Origin of the sequence: Paenibacillus qinlingensis (assembly GCF_013204845.1) — a bacterium.
Taxonomy (GTDB): domain Bacteria; phylum Bacillota; class Bacilli; order Paenibacillales; family NBRC-103111; genus Paenibacillus_E; species Paenibacillus_E qinlingensis.
Genome location: NZ_JABMKY010000010.1, coordinates 109,193 through 130,421 on the forward strand (window position 1 = coordinate 109,193; position 21,229 = coordinate 130,421).

21 protein-coding genes are annotated in these 21,229 nt (G+C 45.1%); 17 read left to right on the forward strand and 4 right to left on the reverse strand.

Annotated features, from left to right (window positions below; translation table 11 throughout):
• The first annotated feature begins 37 nt into the window (after positions 1–37).
• Complete coding sequence (locus tag HQN88_RS19050) at positions 38–1,357, forward strand: replication-associated recombination protein A (protein WP_173115451.1); 1,320 nt, start codon at positions 38–40, stop codon at positions 1,355–1,357.
• Here HQN88_RS19050 and HQN88_RS19055 read toward each other — a convergent pair.
• From HQN88_RS19055 to mnmA, 3 genes are all read right to left on the reverse strand, one after another.
• Positions 1,352–1,711 (reverse strand): DUF3889 domain-containing protein, encoded by a 360-nt coding sequence (locus HQN88_RS19055; RefSeq protein WP_173115453.1) that lies wholly within the window; start codon positions 1,709–1,711, stop codon positions 1,352–1,354. The genes HQN88_RS19050 and HQN88_RS19055 overlap by 6 nt on opposite strands.
• Positions 1,712–2,538: 827 nt before the next feature.
• Complete coding sequence (locus tag HQN88_RS19060) at positions 2,539–3,228, reverse strand: AlkZ-related protein (RefSeq protein ID WP_173115455.1); 690 nt, start codon at positions 3,226–3,228, stop codon at positions 2,539–2,541.
• A gap of 60 nt (positions 3,229–3,288) precedes the next feature.
• Positions 3,289–4,377 (reverse strand): tRNA 2-thiouridine(34) synthase MnmA, encoded by a 1,089-nt coding sequence (gene mnmA / locus HQN88_RS19065; RefSeq protein ID WP_173115457.1) that lies wholly within the window; start codon positions 4,375–4,377, stop codon positions 3,289–3,291.
• A gap of 418 nt (positions 4,378–4,795) precedes the next feature.
• Between mnmA and cymR the strand changes: the two genes are divergently transcribed.
• The 5 genes from cymR (at position 4,796) to HQN88_RS19085 (ending at position 8,357) form a co-directional block, all read left to right on the forward strand.
• The gene (cymR, locus tag HQN88_RS19070) at positions 4,796–5,215 is read left to right on the forward strand and encodes a cysteine metabolism transcriptional regulator CymR (RefSeq protein WP_057311968.1); all 420 of its coding nucleotides are present in this window, start codon (positions 4,796–4,798) and stop codon (positions 5,213–5,215) included.
• Between the two features lie 8 nt (positions 5,216–5,223).
• Complete coding sequence (locus HQN88_RS19075; protein WP_173115459.1) at positions 5,224–6,372, forward strand: cysteine desulfurase family protein; 1,149 nt, start codon at positions 5,224–5,226, stop codon at positions 6,370–6,372.
• Positions 6,373–6,400: 28 nt separating this feature from the next.
• A complete protein-coding gene (locus HQN88_RS19080; protein WP_173115461.1) occupies positions 6,401–6,922 on the forward strand; it encodes a PRC-barrel domain-containing protein in 522 nt (173 codons plus the stop codon).
• 7 nt (positions 6,923–6,929) lie between these two features.
• Positions 6,930–7,133 (forward strand): hypothetical protein, encoded by a 204-nt coding sequence (locus tag HQN88_RS37730; protein ID WP_028555750.1) that lies wholly within the window; start codon positions 6,930–6,932, stop codon positions 7,131–7,133.
• Between the two features lie 153 nt (positions 7,134–7,286).
• Positions 7,287–8,357: an AI-2E family transporter gene (locus HQN88_RS19085; RefSeq protein WP_173115463.1), complete on the forward strand. Its 1,071-nt coding sequence runs from the start codon at positions 7,287–7,289 to the stop codon at positions 8,355–8,357.
• Between the two features lie 388 nt (positions 8,358–8,745).
• Here the strand turns inward: HQN88_RS19085 and HQN88_RS19090 are convergent, their stop codons facing one another.
• Positions 8,746–8,967: a DUF3951 domain-containing protein gene (locus HQN88_RS19090; RefSeq protein ID WP_173115465.1), complete on the reverse strand. Its 222-nt coding sequence runs from the start codon at positions 8,965–8,967 to the stop codon at positions 8,746–8,748.
• Positions 8,968–9,120: 153 nt separating this feature from the next.
• On the opposite strand from HQN88_RS19090, the gene HQN88_RS19095 reads away from it, so the two are divergent.
• The 11 genes from HQN88_RS19095 to HQN88_RS19145 all read left to right on the forward strand — a co-directional run bounded on the left by HQN88_RS19095 (position 9,121) and on the right by HQN88_RS19145 (position 21,227).
• On the forward strand, positions 9,121–9,288 hold the full coding sequence (locus tag HQN88_RS19095) for a hypothetical protein (protein WP_173115467.1): 168 nt from the start codon (positions 9,121–9,123) through the stop codon (positions 9,286–9,288).
• 94 nt (positions 9,289–9,382) lie between these two features.
• A complete protein-coding gene (alaS, locus tag HQN88_RS19100; protein WP_173115469.1) occupies positions 9,383–12,010 on the forward strand; it encodes an alanine--tRNA ligase in 2,628 nt (875 codons plus the stop codon).
• 110 nt (positions 12,011–12,120) lie between these two features.
• Positions 12,121–12,381, forward strand: coding sequence for an IreB family regulatory phosphoprotein (locus HQN88_RS19105; protein ID WP_028555746.1), 261 nt, complete (start codon positions 12,121–12,123; stop codon positions 12,379–12,381).
• A gap of 17 nt (positions 12,382–12,398) precedes the next feature.
• Positions 12,399–12,815 (forward strand): Holliday junction resolvase RuvX, encoded by a 417-nt coding sequence (gene ruvX, locus HQN88_RS19110; protein ID WP_056610483.1) that lies wholly within the window; start codon positions 12,399–12,401, stop codon positions 12,813–12,815.
• Complete coding sequence (locus tag HQN88_RS19115; RefSeq protein ID WP_082927584.1) at positions 12,816–13,130, forward strand: DUF1292 domain-containing protein; 315 nt, start codon at positions 12,816–12,818, stop codon at positions 13,128–13,130. It begins immediately after the preceding gene.
• Positions 13,127–13,426, forward strand: coding sequence for a DUF1292 domain-containing protein (locus HQN88_RS19120; protein WP_173115471.1), 300 nt, complete (start codon positions 13,127–13,129; stop codon positions 13,424–13,426). The genes HQN88_RS19115 and HQN88_RS19120 overlap by 4 nt, the downstream gene beginning before the upstream one ends.
• A 120-nt stretch (positions 13,427–13,546) precedes the next feature.
• On the forward strand, positions 13,547–14,650 hold the full coding sequence (mltG, locus tag HQN88_RS19125; RefSeq protein WP_274319673.1) for an endolytic transglycosylase MltG: 1,104 nt from the start codon (positions 13,547–13,549) through the stop codon (positions 14,648–14,650).
• A 23-nt stretch (positions 14,651–14,673) separates the two neighbouring features.
• Complete coding sequence (locus tag HQN88_RS19130; protein WP_274319675.1) at positions 14,674–15,600, forward strand: peptidase U32 family protein; 927 nt, start codon at positions 14,674–14,676, stop codon at positions 15,598–15,600.
• Between the two features lie 25 nt (positions 15,601–15,625).
• Complete coding sequence (locus HQN88_RS19135; protein WP_173115473.1) at positions 15,626–16,909, forward strand: peptidase U32 family protein; 1,284 nt, start codon at positions 15,626–15,628, stop codon at positions 16,907–16,909.
• A gap of 180 nt (positions 16,910–17,089) precedes the next feature.
• Positions 17,090–19,267, forward strand: coding sequence for a methyl-accepting chemotaxis protein (locus HQN88_RS19140; RefSeq protein ID WP_173115475.1), 2,178 nt, complete (start codon positions 17,090–17,092; stop codon positions 19,265–19,267).
• A gap of 139 nt (positions 19,268–19,406) precedes the next feature.
• A complete protein-coding gene (locus HQN88_RS19145) occupies positions 19,407–21,227 on the forward strand; it encodes a peptidoglycan D,D-transpeptidase FtsI family protein (protein WP_173115477.1) in 1,821 nt (606 codons plus the stop codon).
• The last annotated feature ends 2 nt before the right edge of the window (positions 21,228–21,229 follow it).

The window sequence follows — 21,229 nt, forward strand, 5'->3', positions numbered from 1 at the left end:
CAGACCAACTTTTAGCACCAAGTAAAGGAAACTAATCATGGATTTGTTTACATATGCGTCATCGCAAGACCCCGTGGGCAAGCTGCTCGCCGACCGAATGCGGCCGACGACATTAGATGAATATATCGGCCAAGAACAAATTGTAGGCAAAGGCAAGCTGCTTCGACGGGCGATTGAAGCTGATCAAGTGACTTCGATTCTTCTATATGGACCTCCAGGGACAGGGAAGACGACGTTAGCTAACATTATTGCTAATCGAACCCAAGGTGAATTTATGAAGCTCAACGCGGTTGATGCTTCCGTGAAGGACGTCCGTGAAATCATTGAACTGGCCAAAAACACCAAAGCGATGTACGGTCGTAAAACGACCCTGTTTTTGGATGAGGTCCATCGCTTCAACACCTCGCGGCAGGACGCGCTGCTTCCTGCGGTAGAGCAGGGCATCCTCATCTTCATCGGGGCGACCACAGAGAACCCCTTTCACCATGTGAACGGGGCCCTCTTGTCGCGCTCGACGCTGTTTCAGCTCGAGCCGCTCACGGCGGAGCATGCGCTCATCGCCATGCGAAGAGCCATCGCCGATCCCGTGAAGGGGCTCGGCTTTATGCGCCTCCACGTGGACGAGGAGGCGCTCCAACACATCGGGCAGATGGCCAATGGCGACATCCGCCGATCTCTGAACGCGCTGGAGCTGGCAGCGCTGACGACTTCACCTGAACCGGACGGCACGGTTCATATTACGCGCGAGGTGGCGGAGGAGTCGATCCGCCGCCCGATCGTGAAAGCGGACGAGTCGACGCAGTATGACGTCTTGTCCGCCTTTCACAAGAGCGTGCGCGGCTCTAGCGACGCCGCGCTGTTCTGGTTCCTCTATGCCGTCGAGAAGCTCGGCATGGATCCTATGACCTTCCTGCGGCGTCTGATCGTCGCTTGCAGCGAAGATATCGGACTTGCCAACCCGCAGGCAATGGTCCAGTCTGTCACAGCGATGGACGCCTACCATAAGATCGGCTGGCCGGAATCGAAGTACATCATTTCCCAGGCAATTTTATTCGCTGTGGAGAGTCCGAAGTCCAACTCAATCCCGCTCGCTATCATGCGCGCACAGGAGCTGATGGAGCGGGTGAAATCAGCGGAAGTTCCGTTGCATCTGCGTGACACACACTACAAAGGTGCAGAGAAGCTCGGTCATAAAGGCTATATGTATCCACATAATTACCCGGGACACTATGTGCGTCAGCAGTACTTGCCGGATGAAATTCAGCATGAAGTGATTTTCGCTGCAACGAATCAAGGTACAGAAGAGAAAATGAAGCAGAATCAGCACAAAAGAAGAGGGACGCCTACAGATTCATAGAATCCGTAGAGTCCCTCTATTTTCTTGCTCCATAAGAATGGTAAATACCTTTTCTGTAACGGGATCATAACGAATGGAGACGATGAGTGGGAATTCAACGCCATTTTTTTTGACCCAGAAGCGGAACTGCTGTTGTACGACACCCGGTGCTACGTTAGACTTTCCAATGTATCTGTAATCCAACAACGTATACACCTTACCGGCTTCGTGAAAAGCAAGTCGGCTCCACTTGGCATAAGAGGGGTCATGTACGGGCGCCATTACGGTATGGCCGCTGTTGCCATGTTGGAGGGTGTCTGCTGCAAGTGGAAGTGCAGGTGCAGGTGAAGATCCAACCCAGCTCAAGCCAAACATGAGTAAAATAGCTATGATTTTGCTCAGTATCGCTCACACCTTTCGTTTGTAGCGTGTGCGACAGTAGGAGCAGGCATGCGTCAAAGTGAACGGTAAATAACAGCAAATACATCATCTTATAGCAAAAATGCCCCTTGATAGTTCGAAACTATGTCTGCAGCTTGGCTGGAAGGTAGGTATTAATGATCACTGCATGGATGGTGCACGTTGTATGGCGTGAGTGAAGTGTGTGATGTGTTGCACTGTTTGAATAAAGGATGGGAGTTGTACGGAGCACGTTATAGGCGCGCATGACGGTTCGTGAGTCGTATCACATTGTTTGAAGTGCAGGGGTCAGCGTGGTGTGGATCATATGGATGGCATACATGACGGTTAGTGAGTTGTACCACATTGTTTGTGTAAAGGATGGGGTAGTACGGAGCACATGATAGTCATGGAGTTACTTATCGGCAATAGTGATTCCATGTATTTTATACAGGTAATTCTTGAGAAAAAACCTTCAGCATTCGAATAACTGGATTTTCTACAGGTAATTCAGAGCTTTTGCGCCAATATTGCGAAATGAGTCTCAATTAACTACCTATTTTCCATCTAAATCTATTTTTTAGGTGAAATCCTTCGAAATAGCTGTACTTTTTCCAGTTAAACAAATTTCCTACCGCAAAATCTCACTCCCCCATCAGTCACATCACCCGATCAGTCACCTCAATAAAATTCCTAATCGCCCTCCCCAGCAGTCACTTCAGCGAACAGCTCCAACCCCTGCCACCAAGTTATACAATAATCATATTCAACATAAAAAGGAGCACCTAAGTGCTCCTCCCCCATTACAACTTAAAAATCTTCCCCAAATACTTACTAGCTTCCTCACTATACTGTTCCTGTAGCAGTATTCGCAGCTGAGCTTTAGCTTCAGGTGTTGGCAGTGTATTCTTCGCGATGCCATGCAGCTCCATCCAATGTGAAGCGGTCATATAACAGGTGCTGTTCCAGCCATTTTTTGTACCATTGGCGTTCAGGCGCTCACTAATCCCCGCAATCACGATATCGGCCTTGCTCTGCAAGTCAATCAAGGCACGATCAAATTCATTTTTGGATTCTTTTGATTTCAAATCGGTCGCAGCGCGTAGAGCTTTCACATCGATGCCTTCATTCCCAGCAATGGCGTGATACACGTCTACAGCCGCTTTGGATAGCTCGCCATCGGAATAACGCTCGTCCACCGTGTAGGGATCTTCCAGCAAGTTTTTGATCAATGGAAATAGCTCAGAAGAAATTAATAGTGGCTTCTTGGCGAAAAACCGTCCATAAGCCGCAAGACCATCACCTGGAAGGCGATCACGCCATAACCAAGGATCTGTTTCAAGTCCAGTATGCCATTGCTCATGCACCGTTAAGGATTCAAGAGAAGGATGCTCAGGTATAAACGAAGAGAGGGGCAGAATAGCAATTTCTTTAACAAGCCTCTTCACATCTTCATACGTATCAGCTTTTATCGTTACCTCATTCATAGCCATACACATTCTCCTCTACACTAATCTTTGCATTCATTTCTTGCCCTTATGCTTGCCGATCGCTTACTTATGAACCTTATCAATTACACCGCCGCCTAGACATACTTCTCCATCATAAAAGACAACAGATTGGCCTGGTGTAACTGCTTTTTGCGGCTTATCGAAGACAACTTCGCAGCTGCCATCGGGTTGCAAGGTAATCACAACGCCTTGATCCGCTTGGCGATAGCGGAATTTCGCTGTACAGGTGTAGGCACCTTCTGGTTTTACGGGAGATATCCAGTTCACATCCGTTGCCGTCAATCCTTTGGAGTAAAGTCCAGGATGCTGTTCACCTTGCACAACGAGCAATTCATTTTTCTCTAAATTTTTGTCCACAACGAACCAAGGCTCTCCAGAGCCGGATCCACCGATCCCAAGGCCTTGTCGTTGGCCTAATGTGTAATACATTAACCCATCATGACGCCCTTTGATTTCACCATTGCGAATATCGACCATATTGCCCGGACGTGCAGGGAGGTATTGGCTAAGGAACGTTTTGAAGTCGCGCTCGCCAATGAAGCAAATCCCAGTGCTATCTTTCTTCTTCGCCGTTGCCAGACCTGCTGCTTCAGCGATTTCCCGTACTTTGGACTTGGGCAGGTGACCGATAGGGAACATCGCTTTGGCAAGCTGCCCCTGATTAAGGACGTTAAGGAAATAAGTCTGATCCTTATTGGAATCATTACCACGCATCAACACGAATTCTCCGTCTTGTTCCTTCACTTGCGCGTAATGTCCAGTTGCGATATAGTCGCCGCCTAGATCAAGGACCTTTTGCAACAATTCTCCGAATTTGATTTCACGATTACACATGACATCTGGGTTCGGTGTGCGCCCCTTGGTATACTCGTCCAAAAAGTAGGCAAAAACTTTGTCGTAATACTGCTTCTCAAAATTTACTGTATAGAAAGGAATGTCGAGTTGGTCACAAACCCGTCTGACATCCTCTGCGTCTTCTTCTGCGGTGCAATGACCAAATTCGTCAGTATCGTCCCAGTTTTTCATGAATATGCCAATAACTTCGTACCCTTGCTCCTTAAGCAGCAGCGCGGCAACCGAAGAATCGACACCTCCAGACATCCCTAAGATGACACGTTTTTTTGTTTGCATAGCGTAAACCTCTTTTCCATCTTGAAATAGTAGCAGGCATATGTTTCACATATACTTGGGTTCTATTTTTTGATAATCACTGTGATACGTCCTTGGAGGACGGCATAGTCGTTTATTTCACTTGACTTTGGTGGAGCTGTATTTTTTGAACACTACTATTATACATGCCAATTGCTCAAATTTAAAATATTTCATGAGAATGTCATTGTTTTTCCCCCACAATACAAGGGATTTGTGATAACATAGATATGATATACGGATGTTTTGGAATGTTTTTGCGAAAAATGGAAACGCTGTTTACCTAGATAGGGACGACCCTGGCGTTAAAACTATGGGGAGCAGTTTTGGTAAGCATCTCAAGTTTTAGCGATATATACAGACTCCTTGATGGCATATCATGTTGAATGAGGTGTTAATTTTGAAGATTTCCACAAAAGGTCGTTATGGACTAACGATCATGATGGAATTGGCCAACCGAGTGGGTGAAGGACCGACTTCACTGAAAAGCATTGCTGAGAGACATCAGCTTTCTGAACATTATCTTGAGCAACTAGTAGCTCCTTTACGGAATGCGGGTTTAGTTAAAAGTATTCGCGGAGCATACGGTGGTTATATCCTTTCTAAATCTGCCGAGCAGGTAACTGCTGGTGAAGTCATTCGTGTACTTGAAGGACCGATCTCCCCTGTAGATTTTACGGAAGAAGATGATCCCGCCAAACGGGACTTGTGGATTCGTATTCGTGATAGCATTGCAGAAGTGCTGGACTCCACAACATTGGCGAATCTGATTTCTTTTGAGGATAAAGGTAAAAACGATAATTACATGTTTTACATTTAAGGTGACACATGGAACCTATTTATCTTGATCATGCTGCAACAACGCCCGTACATGACCATGTATGGGAGGCAATGTTGCCTTTCTATACAACAAATTATGGAAATCCTTCCAGCACACATAGCTTCGGCCGTGCGGCAAGAACTGCGCTGAATCGCTTCCGAGATGGTATGGCGAAATCCTTAGGCTGTTTGCCAGGTGAGCTTATCTTTACAAGCGGAGGAACAGAAAGCAATAACATGGCGATCTTTGGGATCATGCAAGGAGATCAAGCCGGCAGAAAGCATATCGTAACGAGTGCGATCGAGCATCATGCCGTGCTTCATCCTTGTGAACGCTTGGAGAGCCTTGGATTTGAAGTTACATACGTCCCGGTAGGTTCGGATGGACTTATCCAAATAGAAGATGTGGAAGCGGCTATTCGTCCCGATACAGCTCTCATCTCTATGATGTATGTGAATAATGAAGTTGGAACCATCCAACCCATTGAGCAAGTAGGTAGGCTAGCACAGCAATACGGCATTACCTTTCATGTAGATGCGGTGCAAGCTTTAGGGAAGATTGCCCTGAATCTTGCCGAACTGCCGGTCGATCTCGTGAGTCTGTCTGCCCACAAAATTTACGGCCCCAAAGGCGCAGGTGCCCTCTACGTTTCAAAGCATACGAAGTTGCTTCCTCACGTATTCGGTGGTTCACAAGAACGCAAGCGCAGGGCAGGAACTGAGAATATCCCCGCCATTGCCGGCTTCGCGAAAGCAGTTGAAACCATTCTTCCGCTCCAAGAACGCAACTACACTCAGGCTAGTGAGCTTCGCGAACACATGATTTCCATCTTTGAACAGCAATTAGGCTGTGAGGGATTTATAATTAATGGGCATAAGGCTTGGCATGTCCCGCACATTCTAAACATTTCTTTTCCAGGTGTCTCAACAGAAACACTCTTAATGAACCTTGATTTAGAAGGGGTAGCTGCTGCAAGCGGCTCCGCATGCACGTCTGGCTCACTTGAAGTTTCACATGTCTTACAGGCCATGAAACTTCCAGAAAATGTGACACACTCCGCTGTGCGATTTAGCTTTGGAATGGGGAATTCTAAAGAACAAATCGAAACGGCCGCCCATAAAGTTGCAACCATTATTCAGCGGTTGCGTAATAAGTAGTACTGGGTGGTTCTAGGAGGCGTCACGCTTGCGCAGAGCGCATGAATTAATAGGACTTCCCGTTGTAACCGTTGAGTCGGGTAAGCAAGTTGGTGAAGTAAAGGATTTATTGATTGACCCAACGTGGAACATAAGCGGCATTATACTCGAAGCGAAGACTTGGTTCTCGTCCTTACGATACATTTCATGGGAGGGAATCGTGGCTGCCGGAGAGGATGCTATAACCATACCGAACGATAGTGTCATTTGCGAATTTGGGCAGAAGAATGAGTGCCATGCTTTTCTTGAGGGAAGCGACAAGATTAAGGGACTCCCGGTCATCACAGTGGGAGGGCACGAATTAGGCGTGGTAGAAGATGTTTATTTAAACCAGAATTGGGGTAAACAAATAGTAGGTTATGAATTGTCCGAAGGGTTTATTTCTGATTTAAAAGAAGGGCGAAAGTGGCTTCCCATGCCAGAATCGGCAACATTGGGGGAAGATGCGATCATCGTGCCTGGACATTGCGCTCAGGAAGTAGAAGAACTCTTCGTATCCAAAGAAGAATAGGGTGAGCATGATGCGTTGTCCAAACTGCAATTCCAAAGATATTGGAAAGATCGGTTCCCATCAATTTTACTGCTGGGGTTGTTTCATCGAACTAAGCGTAAACGGAGATAAGATGTCCGTATATCAAGTTGAGGAAGATGGTACGTTAAGTTCTCTGGATGATTTGTTTTTTGAGGAAGAAGTTTCTCACATCCACGAGCACGTGAACTAAAGTTAACTATGAAGCGTTATTGGTCGAGCGAGAAATCGCTTTGAACAATAACGCTTTTTTGTTACGGAGTGTCAAATCAGGATTAATTTGGAGGGCTAGTACACATACTGTATGAACGTTACGTCGAATTCTAATGACAAAGGTGGACGCAGTATGGAACGATTTTGGAGTAATAAATGGTTTGTAGGGATGATATATGCCTTATTAATCTTAGTCGGATTATATATGCTTTTGCTGATTAAACCTATCTTGTATCACTTTTTCACATTTATTAAAGCTATTGTGATGCCGTTTTTTATAGCGATAATCATTTCGTATATATTAAATCCTGTGGTCACGGTTCTGAACAAACGCAAAATGCCGCGAACAATTGCCGTACTGCTGATTTATAGTGTATTTATCACATCAGTGACGGTCATTATTATGAATATGACACCGATGTTTGTAGAGCAAGCGGCAGAACTAAATGAACATATGCCACAAATGGCGATGAAAGCACAGTCCCTTGTTGATGGCTTCAATCAGAATCAACTGCTGCCTGACAGTGTTCGGAATGGCTTTAATCATTCCATTGGGAAGCTGGAGACGAAGATTTCTATGGCGGTTGCGAATTACATGAATCAAATTGGGACAACGATCAATATGCTGTTTATAGCTTTCATCGTGCCGTTTCTGGCTTTCTACATCTTGAAGGATTTTCAGATTATCGAGAAAACCGCGCTAGCCATTGTACCGATGAAGCATCGCAAAAAAACCGTCTCCCTGCTCATGGACATTGATACGGCGCTTGGCAACTATATACGAGGACAGCTCCTCGTGTGCCTGATTATTGGCGTGCTAGCGTATATAGGCTACTGGCTGATCGGAATGCCGTACCCGTTATTGCTTGCAAGCGTTGTAGCGATCTTCAATATCATCCCGTATATGGGACCTTTTTTTGGCGCGGCACCGGCCATTATTATGGCTTCAACCGTCTCGTTGAAAATGGTGCTGTTCGTTGCACTTGTCAATTTGACGGTGCAAATACTCGAGGGCAATGTAATTTCGCCTCAGGTTGTAGGTAAAACGCTGCATATGCATCCGCTGTTTATCATCTTCGCGTTGCTGGTTGGTGGAGAAGTAGCGGGAGTTGTGGGATTGATCTTGGCGGTCCCCTTCTTCGCTGTGTTGAAAGTCATTATCCAGCATGTGTTCATCCACTTCGTTCATAAGCCAACAACCTAGGTTTAGTAAACCTGAGAAAGGCAGAAGACGCACAAAACCCCTTGAGTCATGACTTGCGGGATCATGGTTCAAAGGGTTTTGCACGAGGGTTGAGGAGTTAGAAAAGGTTGTGGCCCATACGTAAACCATTAAATGGACTACGGAATAAGTGAGTAATGAACTTGCTGTAATTGTGTATTCGATGAGAAAATTTCTATCGAAGTCATTCATTGATGTGCGACCGCGTTTAGCGGTAAATTTTATCGCCATTAAGAAAGCCGTTTTCAGGAACTGAAAACTTATACTTTCTTAAGTGGTAATGAAAATCATTATCAATAAACTTAGTATACTTCTATTGAGAATCATTGTCAACGGTGATTTTCTGATGAAAATGAAACGAAGTAAATGGCTACTTCAGATGCTTGTCTTTATCATCACCTTGGCTGTCATCTTCCTCTTTTTGTTCCTTTTGTTCTTGAAACTCAACATGCGATTGCCCCGTTATGTAGTCAAACGGATTGTAACGGCTGTCAGGAATTTGCTTCTTAATAACTGTTTTCGCCATAATGTAAATGATTAAGACGAAAATGGGAAAGATGAGTCCAAGCAAAGTGAGTGTTGAAATGTCCAAGTGAAGCACCTCCTTAGTTTTATATTCTATCGTATAATGCCCTCTTATTGACAGGCAACCCTCATAAAGTTATAATTTGCCTTATCTATATGTGAATTAAAGCGTTGATGAAACTTAGTAAGCCATAGCTCATCGTCAGAGAAGAGGTTCCACTTGGCAGTGAACGCTGCGAAGATCGGCTGGAAGAACCTTTCGGTGCTAGGATGGCCCAAAGCTCGTTTCGGAGCGTGGATGAACTCCACCGGTTGGACCCGTTACAAATCCGCACAAGGAGATTGGATTCACTCTACGCCGTTGGCAGAGAGAGCACGAAACCAATAACCAGGGTGGTACCGCGATGATTCGTCCCTGTTAGCTGCAGGGGCGTTTTTTGTTTTTTGTAAACTTATTATCCTAAATATGGAGGCTCACAGAGATGAAAGCAAGTGAAATTCGTTCGAAGTGGTTGCAATTTTTCGCAAGTAAAGGGCATAAGGTTGAGCCAAGCTCCTCGCTAGTCCCGCACAACGATCCGTCGCTATTGTGGATTAATGCAGGGATTGCACCGTTAAAGCCATATCTGGAGGGGCGTGAAATTCCTGAGAACCAACGGATTACGAATGCTCAGAAATGTATCCGTACCAATGATATTGAAAACGTAGGTAAAACGCGTCGTCACCATACATTTTTTGAAATGTTAGGCAACTTCTCGATCGGCGATTATTTCAAAAAGGAAGTTATTCCTTGGGCGTGGGAGTTTCTCACGGATCCGCAATGGATTGGCTTTGATCCGAATCGGATCTCGGTAACTGTTCACGAAGATGATGAGGAAGCTTTTGACATTTGGAATAAGCAAATTGGCATTCCAGAAGAGCGTATTTATAAGCTTAAAGAAGATAATTTCTGGGATATTGGTGAAGGTCCTTGCGGTCCTTGTACCGAAATTTTCTACGATCGCGGCGATAAATATGGTGACTTGTCGGATCCAGAATGCTGGCCAGGTGGGGAAAATGAACGCTTCCTAGAAGTGTGGAACTTGGTATTCACACAGTTCAATCATAATTCTGATGGCAGTTACACGCCACTTCCTAATAAAAATATTGATACTGGCGCAGGTTTGGAGCGTTTCGCTTCCATTCTGCAAGATGTTGATTCCAACTTTGATACCGATCTATTCTTGCCGATTATTGAGAAAACGTGTGAACTCACAGGTGTTGTTTACCATGTGAATGAAGAGCATGATGTTGCCCTTAAAGTCATCGCAGACCATATCCGTACAGTAGCTTTCTCCGTTGGGGATGGCGTTCTTCCTTCTAATGAAGGTCGCGGCTATATCATTCGCCGTTTGCTGCGTCGGGCCGTACGTTATGGGAAAGTATTAGGATTGGATAAACCATTCCTATTCAAACTTGTACCAACGGTTGGTGACATCATGGGTGTTTATTACCCTGAGGTTGTCGATAAACGTGAGTTTATCGAGAAGGTGATCCGTACGGAAGAAGAACGCTTCCACGAGACGTTGAGTGACGGGTTGATCATTCTTGCCGAGATGGTTCAGAAAACGCAGCAAGCGGGCACGAATCAAATCAGCGGGCCTGACGCATTCAAGCTCTATGACACGTATGGCTTCCCTTTTGATTTGACGGAGGATTTTGCATCGGAGAAAGGGTTAACTGTTGATCGTGCTGGCTTTGATGCTTCCATGAAAGAGCAGCGTGATCGCGCTCGTGCAGCTAGCAACAAAGAAGGCGGAATGAAGGTTCAAGGCGGACCACTGTCCGAATTAACGATTAAAAGCGAATTTGTTGGATATAATGAATTGGTAGTTACTGCTAATATCGAAGCGATTGTGCACGAGAATGAGCTCGTGGAGCTAGTAGGTGTTGGTGAAACTTGTCAAGTTGTTCTAGATCGTACGCCTTTCTATGCAGAGAGCGGTGGTCAAGTTAGTGATCACGGTACGATTCGTAATGCTCAAGTGACCCTTCAGGTTGTTGATGTGATGAAAGCGCCGCATGGGCAACATGTACACAAGGTTATTGTTGAATCTGGCGTGCTTCGCAAAGGTGACTCCGTAGAGGCTATTGTAGCGTCCGCACCACGTACGGATATCATTAAGAACCATACGGCGACTCACTTGCTTCATAAAGCGCTTAAGGAAGTGTTGGGCACGCATGTTAATCAAGCGGGGTCCCTCGTAGAACCTGATCGCTTGCGGTTTGACTTCTCTCATTTCGGCTCTATCACTAGTGAAGAGCTGCAAGACGTAGAACAACGTGTGAATCAACAAATTTGGAATAGCACGAACGTTGATATTTCCCTCAAAGCGATTGCAGAGGCGAAAGCCATGGGCGCTATGGCATTATTCGGTGAGAAGTATGGCGATATCGTTCGCGTTGTACAAGTTGGCGACTATTCTTTAGAGCTTTGTGGTGGTTGTCACGTTCAAAATACAGGCCAAATCGGCTTGTTCAAAATTGTGAGTGAATCAGGGATTGGCTCCGGTGTACGTCGGATTGAAGCCGTTTCTGGACGCAGCGCGTATGAATATTTAGATGGTCAATTGCAACTGTTAAAAGAAGCAGCTGGCTTGCTGAAATCGAACATCACGGATGTTCCGAAACGTGTTGATGCTACTTTGCAGCAATTGAAAGAACTGGCGCGTGAGAATGAGTCACTTCGTGGAAAGCTTGGTCGTATCGAGGCAGGTTCACTGACGGATCAAGTGAAACAAATTGCAGGTGTTTCCGTTCTGGCTGCGCAAGTCAATGCGGCTGATATGGATTCTCTTCGTAACATCGTTGATGAAATGAAAGGGAAGTTGGGTTCAGCTGTTATCGTTCTCGGCGCTGCCACAGAAGATAAAGTCAATCTTGTGGCTGCAGTAACACCTGATTTGGTTTCCAAGGGCTACCATGCGGGTAAGATAATTAAAGAAGTCGCAGGAGCAGTTGGCGGCAGCGGTGGCGGTCGTCCAGATATGGCGCAAGCAGGCGGTAAGGATGCATCCAAATTGCAAGCTGCATTAGCTAGTGTAGAGGGGCTACTTTCCCAATTCGTATAATTATTTTTCTAATGGACAGGAATTTTTAAAACCATAGAGAATATATCACATGTATAACGCAAGTTTTTTCAAGTATTTTACAAAGGTCACAAGGAAGTGGGGTGCTCCTGATGAGTTCCATGGACAAAACGATGAAGTTCAATGTGAAGGCGGAAGAGATCGAAACTTCGCCGAAGGATGTATTGCTGGCGGTGTATGATGCTCTTCAGGAAAAAGGGTATAATCCGATTAACCAGATTGTTGGTTACTTGCTGTCGGGGGATCCTGCCTACATTCCGCGTCACAATAATGCGAGAAGCCTCATTCGTAAACGGGAACGGGATGAACTGATTGAAGAATTAGTTCGTGCTTATCTGGGTCAACACAAATAGAAGAAAAGAGAACCAGCATGAGATGGATGGGCTTGGATTATGGGGATAAAACCATTGGTGTCGCATTGAGTGATGAGCTTGGATGGACGGCCCAAGGGCTTGAAGTGATTCGCCGCAATAAGCCGGGAGAAGACATTGAACGGCTTATACAGATTGTTAATGAATATGGCGTATCGCAGGTTGTTGTCGGATTGCCCAAGAATATGAACAATACGATTGGACCCCGCGGCGAGATTGCGATTGCCTTTTCGCAAGAATTAGAGCAAAAGATCAGTGTACCAGTACACCTATGGGATGAGCGATTAACAACCGTTGCCGCCACACGGACGCTTCTTGAAGCGGATGTAAGTCGGAAGAAACGGAAGCTAGTCATTGATAAGATGGCTGCACAGCTAATCCTCCAAGGGTATATGGATGCCAATATGAAGAGGTGAATGAACGTGTCCAAAGAAGAATTGCGTGAAGAAGAACCAGAAATCATTTACATCCCGGACGATGAAGGCAACGAAGAAGAGTTCGAGGTTATCATGAAATTCGAAGTGGACGGTTCAGATAAGAAATATATGATGGTTGTGCCTACGGACGGCGGAGACGAAGAATCCGACGAAGTGTATGCATTTCGTTACGAAGAAGACGACGATGGCGAGGATTTGAAGCTCTTCACTATCGACGACGAAGAAGAATGGAACATTGTGGAAGAAACGTTCAACACCTTAATGGCGGAGTTCGATGAGGAAGAAGAAGCATGAGTTTGACAACACCTTCTGATGTATTGCGCAAAACTTACGGGGATGATATTCTGTTGTCTGACGACCAAAGTGAGTCGACGGTGTATCAACTTCTGAAAGAATTCGTCTATGAGAACCAAACGTATGCGGTTATGCAGTCCGAAGCACTGAAGAAGGATGAGGAAGTTGCCCTTTTTCGTGTCATCTCGAACGATGACGGAGAATACGAACTAGTGACCATTGACGATGACGATGAATGGGAGACGGTTTCGGAGCTATATGACGAGATGGTTTTTCCCGAGCAAGACGACTTGTGAGAAGAAGATAACCGAGCGGAGATTATCCGCTCGGTTTTGTTGTGCATATGGTCAATGCTAGTAAGGGAAGCTACAGCCAAAGGCTTGATGAGGGACATTCTTAGGAGGAATCGAACTGTTGTGAATAGGGATGATGAGCTAGAAGAATTGCAGAAGCCTAAGCGAAGTGTGTTGAAATGGGTTTTGCTTAGCCTTAGTATCGTTGTGTTGCTTGTTCTCGGCACAGCGGGGGGCATTGGATTGTTTATTGCGAGTGCGCTGCAGCCCGTTGATGCTGTTGATCAAGAGGTCCGTGTATCCATTCCGCAAGGCTCCAGCTCGATACAGATCGCAGATGAATTAGAAACAAAGGGTCTCATTAAGAATTCTTCCATTTTCACGTACTATTTAAAGTTTAAAAAGCAGGGCTCTAAATTTCAAGCTGGTGAATATGCGATGAAGCCAGGCATGACATTTGAAGAAATGATTGATAAGCTCAACAAGGGAGATGTTGTGAAGGAAGAAATGATTCGCATCACGATTCCTGAGGGGTATACAATCGAGCAGATTGCCACGAAAGTGAGCGAACAGAGCACTTGGAAGAAAGAAACGTTTCTGGGGCTTGTTGATGATCCTGCGGGCTTTACAAATGAGTCGACAGCATCTATTCCGGACACTAAAAATATCAGACATCGACTAGAGGGATATATATTCCCAGAAACGTACGAATTTAAGAAAGGTTCGACGGAAAAGGAGTTTGTCGAACGTTCATTAGATCAACTAGACAAGAAGCTTGCGACGCTTCCATCTGATTGGAAGGACAAGTTAAAGGCTCGTAATCTCTCGATGCATCAGATGCTGACGATTGCTTCGTTGATAGAGCGGGAGGTTGTTGTTGATTCGGAACGTGCTACTGTTTCAGGGGTCATCGTGAATCGTTTGAAAATGAACATGCCCCTTCAGATCGATGCGACGGTACAGTATTTATTCGAGAAGTCGAAAGAGCGTTTATTGGAAAAGGATCTTCAAATCCAGAGCCCCTATAATACGTATTTAAATACAGGATTGCCTCCCGGTCCGATTGCAAGCCCTAGTCTAGCCTCGATTAAGGCAGCGATCTATCCGGAGGAAACGAAATATGTTTTCTATGTGACGAAGAAGGATGGAACCATGGGTCATTTGTTTGCGGAAACCTTTGAAGAGCACAAGAAGAATATTGCGAATAGTAAGAAGGGCACGAATTAAGTTGACAGAAGGTAGGTAAGCACGTGAATAAACCAGAATTAGTCATCAGCTGTGGTTCAATCGCTGACTTGAAACAAATGATACTTGCAGGTGCGGATGCCGTTATTATAGGGGAAGATCGCTATGGGCTTCGGCTGCCAGGTGAAGTGAAGCTGAATGAGATTGGGGAAGCCGTCGCATGGGCTCACGAACGGAACGCGAAAGTGTATGTCGCGGTTAACAATATTATGGATAATCAAACACTCGAAGGGTTAAAAGAATACTTAGCTGCCATCCAGGCGCATGGTGTTGACGCCATTATTTTCGGGGATCCAGCAGTCCTTATGACTGTTCGTCAATTGCCTGAGTCGCTGCCGCTTCATTGGAATGCGGAAATGACTTCGACGAATTATGCAACCGCGAATTATTGGGGGAAGCAAGGCGCAGTTCGCGTTGTTCTCGCTAGAGAGTTGAACATGGAGCAGGTGCTTGATTTTAAAGCGAAGTCAGAGATTCCTGTTGAAGTTCAAGTACATGGAATTACGAATATTTATCACTCCAAGCGTGAGCTGGTCAAAAATTATATGGCGCATCAAGGAACAACGCCGGAAGCGGATCGTTCGAAAGGACGAGGACTATTCCTTATTGAACACGAACGGCGTGACCAACGGTATCCTGTTTACGAAGATTGCAATGGCACGCACATTATGAGTTCAGAAGACTTTTGTATGCTGGAAAATTTGCCAGAGCTTATCGACGGAAATGTGGATAGTTTGAAAATCGAAGGGTTGCTCAAATCATCGCAGTACAATGAAACTGTTGTGAGGAGCTATCGCGCTGCGATTGATGCATATCTTGCGAATCCTGAAGGCTATGAGTTCCAGCAAGAATGGCTGGATGTGATTGTGGAGCTTCAAGACCCTGAGCGTGAGCTCAGTTTCGGATTTTTCTATAAAGAACAGGTATATTGATGGAAGAAAGAAGGTGCTCTCCTAGATGACTACAGCCGTAGAAGCACAAGCCAGGGGTAAGCGTGTAAGACTTGATAAGCCGGAGCTTCTAGCTCCAGCAGGTAATTTGGAAAAACTGAAATTTGCGATTCATTATGGCGCAGATGCTGTATATATCGGTGGACAGAAGTATGGTCTACGCTCTAACGCGGATAATTTCTCCAAAGAGGAGATGCGTGAAGGAGTCGAATTTGCGAAGCAATATGGTGCCAAAGTTTTCGTAGCAACGAATATCTACGCACATAATGAGGATATTGAAGGCTTAGATGAGTACTTGCGAGGGCTTCAGGAGGTTGGTATATCGGCAATTATCGCCGCAGATCCCATTATCATGGAAACATGTCGACGTGTTGCTCCGAAGCTCGAAGTCCACGTTAGTACGCAACAGTCGGTAATGAATTGGCAAACGGTACAGTTCTGGAAAGATCAAGGTATCGAACGTGTCGTATTGGCGCGTGAAGTCAGCATGCAGGAAATCGATGAAATCAAAGCGCATGTGGATGTCGAAATTGAAGCCTTTATTCATGGGGCTATGTGCAGTTCCTACTCGGGGCGGTGTGTGCTTTCCAATCACTTTACGGATCGCGACTCGAACCGCGGCGGCTGTTCGCAATCTTGCCGCTGGAAATATGATCTATTCACGAAAGATCAGCCGCTTGATGCCCCATTGGCAACGGATTTCCCCATGTTTGCTGAGGATGATGATGCTTTCACCATGGGATCCAAGGATTTAAGCATGATTGATCATATCGCGGATATGATTGAATCGGGTGTGGATAGCTTTAAGATCGAAGGCAGAATGAAGAGTATTCACTATGTGGCGACGGTTGTGAATGCTTATCGTCAGGCGATCGATGCTTATTTCGAGGATCCTGAGCACTTCAAGCTGAATCCTGTGTGGCAGGATGAGATTCATAAAGCGGCGAATCGACCTCTGAACGATGGATTCTTTTATGAAGCGCCGGGTCATGAGGACCACATTTTTGAACCAGAAGATAAGGTCGTTGGCTTTGATTTCGTTGGATTAGTTATGGGGTATAACGCAGAAACGGGTGTTGCCCTTATTCAGCAAAGGAATCATTTCAAGCCAGGGCAAGAAATTGAGTTTTTCGGTCCTGAAGGGACGCATTTTAAACAAACGGTTGGCGTTATCCAAGATGAAGCGGGTCAAGAATTAACTGCTGCTAGACATCCGCTGCAGTTAGTGCAGATAAAGACGGAATTTCCTGTTAAAAAATGGGATATGATGCGTAAAAAAACAGGAAAATAGTACCATGGAAGCTTTCTCCAGTGTAGGTTATAGTGGAGAAAGCTTTTTTTATACTTTATATCGTTTTATAGAGGATATTGGAAATGAATGTCGAAATTTATGTATAACAATGCATGTAAACCTTTTCATTTGAGTAAGTATTCAAAGAAGGTTAATTAGAAACTAATGGTGGTGAACGAAATGACAAAAAAACTCCAAGGTATTCGCTCGATTTTAAACAAAGTAGTTCAAGCAACTGGTCAAGTTCGAAGGGGTCGAAATCTTGACACTGCAGGTGGTGGATCAGCTTCACCGAATGGTACATACGCTTTCAAAGGTCCGAGCAACATTAAGCTCGAAAACCCTGTAAAATCAGTTGGAATGAAGTTATTTCTGATGTTTTTTATTAGTATTTTGTTTTTCGTTCTAGTAGTAGGAATGATTTCGTATTCCGTCTCCAAAAGTGTTATTAAGAATAAGGTGGCTGAATCCAGTTTACAAACTGTGACACAAGCAGGTCAGAAATTAGATTTCCTGTATCAGACTTTTGACGATGTATCGCTTCAAATTATGTTGAATAAAGAATTGCAGGATTTACTTGATAAGGTTCCTAAATTAGAGGCATCGTCTTATGAAGCGCTAGATGTTACTCGCCAATTAACAGAGAAATTAAACGTAGTTACTTTCTCTAACAAATCAATTAAAACGCTTCATTTGTATCGTCCAGATGGTAAGTTGATCGTGATTACTGGCGCTGGCGGTGCTCCATCAGCTGAGAATTCAGCTGGAACAGATTGGTTTAAAGCAACAGTAGAAAACGCAGGTAAAGTAACTTGGCTGGATAGTCAAGCCAAAGGATACTCAAGCAGCTCCTCAAACACGTTTGCGATCAGCCGTCTGATGCGTAATACGTTAACTAACTCAGCAACTGCTGTGCTAGTCTTAGAACTAGGCACAGAGATTTTGACAAAAGAGTTAAGCGGCATGTCTTTAGGGGATGACAGTAATGTCATCATTACAAATGCAGCGAACAAAAATATTGCAGTCAAAGATATGACGAATGTTGGTAAAGAATCATCCGTTCAACTTACGAAGGAACAGCTTGTAGAAGAACATGGTTCATTTATCACGAAAGATGATCATTTGGTAGCTTTCTACAAATCAGCTATATCGGGCTGGAACTTGGTTGGTGATATTCCGGTCAGCGCACTAGTGAAAGATGCGAAGAAAATTTACAACTACACGCTTCTGATCGCCTTATTTGCAGCAATCGCAGCGGTCATCATCGGTATCATCGTAGCTAGAATGATTGGTAGTCCACTCATTAATCTGCGTAATCTGATGCAGCAAGGTGCCAAAGGTAAACTTACGGTTCGAGCCAATTATAAGTCCAAGGATGAGATTGGGCAGTTGGGTGCAAGCTTTGACGTCATGATGCAGCAGATCACCACACTGGTACAACAAACGAGTACTTCTGCACAAGCAGTATTTGAAACAGCGCAAGAATTGACGAACTCCTCTAAAGTAACTGCAACGGCGGCAAGAGAAATTGCTGTTGCGACAGATGAGATTTCCAATGGCGCAGGCGGTTTGGCGACAGAGTCTGAGAAGGGCAACGAGCTTACGCACCATATCGGCATTCAAATGAAGCAAGTTATTGAAGCCAATCTTGAGATGGGAACTGCGGCAGCGGATGTGCAAACGTCCAGTGAGCTTGGAACGAAGTACATGTCCGAGTTGATTGCCAAAACGAATCTGACGGAAGAAATGATCCGTTCCATGGTTGATAAGGTGGATAAACTGAAAGAAAGTACACGTTCGATCCGTAAAATTTTGGATCTTTTGAATAACATTTCGAAGCAAACGAATATCTTGTCTTTGAATGCCACGATTGAAGCGGCACGTGCAGGTACAGCGGGCAAAGGCTTCATGGTCGTTGCGGATGAAATTCGTAAACTTGCTGATCAGTCTAAACAATCCATTGATGTTGTTGGTCAAATCACCGAAACGATTCAAGGTGAGATCGACGAAACCGTTAAAGTTCTTTCGACAGCGACGCCAATCTTCCAAGAGCAGATTATGGCTGTTAAAGAAGCAGATACGATTTTCAAACAAGTAACGAATCATATGGGCGGCTTTATTGTTCAGTTGAGTACCGTTAGTGATTCCATTTCTACGCTGGAACAATCACAAGTCGTGTTGTCTGATGCAATGACGAATGTCAGTGCAGTTGCTGAGGAATCATTGGCGACTTCCGAGGAAGTTGCTTCCCTAAGTTCCGAACAGCTCAGCATTAGTGATGGTTTGGTGAAATTGTCGGACAAGCTGGATCAGCTGTCCCAATCATTGACCGATACATTATCCAAATTCGAAGTATAATAGCGAAGATGAGTCCACTCTCCCTTAGGAGGGTGGATTTTTTTGCGTTTTAGCAGTGTGGAAGCGGTTTGATGTGAAGTCAGAATGCCGATACTGGAAGCAATAAGGACTTTTGAAACATGTAAAAGGGGATCGTAGAATGAGTGAGAATCAATTATCATCGATGGAGAAGAGACGTATGTTTTTGATGCTCTTTTTGATTCTGCTTGGATTTGCAGGTATATTCGGCAAGTTGTTCTGGATTCAAATCGCGGCAACGGAAAGTTACTCATCACGAGGAATCAATTTGGTGAAAAATTCTGTGATTCAAAGGCAGCGCGCACTTGTCTTAGAAAGCGGAAGAGGCGAAATTCTGGATCGGAATCTACAGCCGTTGACTGGGAAAATTGTGAAAGCGTTAGTTGCTTTCCCGATCAACAGTGAATTTGCGATGAATGGGCAGGAAGTAAGTCAACTCACACGTATATTGAAGACGAATAAAGCGAGTTGGGTAACATTTGCTTCTAACTTGAAAGAACCGCAAGTGTGGGGGACACAAGATGGGGGGAAGGCACTCTCGTTGAGTTCGCAGCAAGTGAAGGAGATCGATGGGTTAGGGTTAGCGAATATTAAGGTAGTTGAAATGGAAGACCGTTATCCTACTGGTATGACAGCGCGTCAGTTAATTGGCTTTATCGGTCAAAATCCAGATCGTGTGATGCAGATTTACGGCTCGGATTTGGAAAAAGGACGTGTTGCTCTGACTTCGAAAATTGGGGGAGCAGGCCTAGAGAAATCGTTCGACGCATGGCTTCGCGGTGTGGGTGAAACCTCGATATCCTATTTCACGGATGCAGGAAAGAGGCCTCTAGCGGGTTTGGACGCGCGGATGATTGCACCGGACAACTCTTTCTATCCTGTGAAGCTGATTACGACCTTAGACAGCCGTGTACAGCAGCAAATAGAAGCCCTAATGGATAAGCTGAACATTCGCGACGGAGCCGCAGTTGTGCAGGAGGCAAAACATGGCGATGTTATCGCAATGGCGAGCAGACCGAACTACAATCCTTTACAGGTAGATCTAGCCAGTAATAATTGGAGTAATTATGCAATCAAGGCGACGGCGCCTGGTTCAATATTCAAAACAATTGTAGCCGCAGCGGCGTTGGATGAGAAAGTCGTGACGCCTACGGAAACGTTTAACTGTGAAGGGGCGCTAGGGAAGTATGGCTTTACTTGTTGGTGGAGGGACGGACACGGACCTTTAACTTTGGAAGAAGGGTATGCACAGTCGTGTAATATTGTATTTGCGAACGTCATGGGGCGTCTAACCGCCGCTCAATTAGAGAAATATGCCAATAAGCTAGGTGTTCTTAATGAGGTAGGCTGGACAGGGAAAACAGATACGAGAGATGTTTTTGAACAATGGGATTCCGAAGAGCGAGGGCAATTATTTGCTGCACATACCCCAGAGAATGATGAGGGGGTCCTGATGCAAACGGCGATTGGCCAAAGGGATGTCAGAATGACCCCGCTACAAGCGTCGAATATGGTTGTCACCTTGTTGAATGACGGGAAGGGCTTTAGCCCCAGGGTTGTGCAAGAAATTCAGTATCAAACGGGGCGTGAGATGGAAGCATTTCCGGTTAAGAGCTTAAGTTCGGATGATGGCAAAATATCAGTGGCGACGAGTCGTACCCTTTTGAAATGGATGAGGGAGGTTGTCACAGAGGGAACAGGTCAAAGTCTGCAAGGTGCGAAGTGGAAGTTGGCAGGCAAGTCAGGGACAGCACAAATTCAAAATGGCAAGCAAGAAAAAGTGAATCAATGGTTCATAGGCTATGGACCTGTAGAAACTCCCCAATATGCGGTATCCGTCGTGATCAAAAATACAGACCCCACAGAAAGTAATAAGGCGATTCCTTTATTTAAGGGGATCATGGACATTTTGGCGAGTCAAGGGTTGTCAAACAGCAAATAACA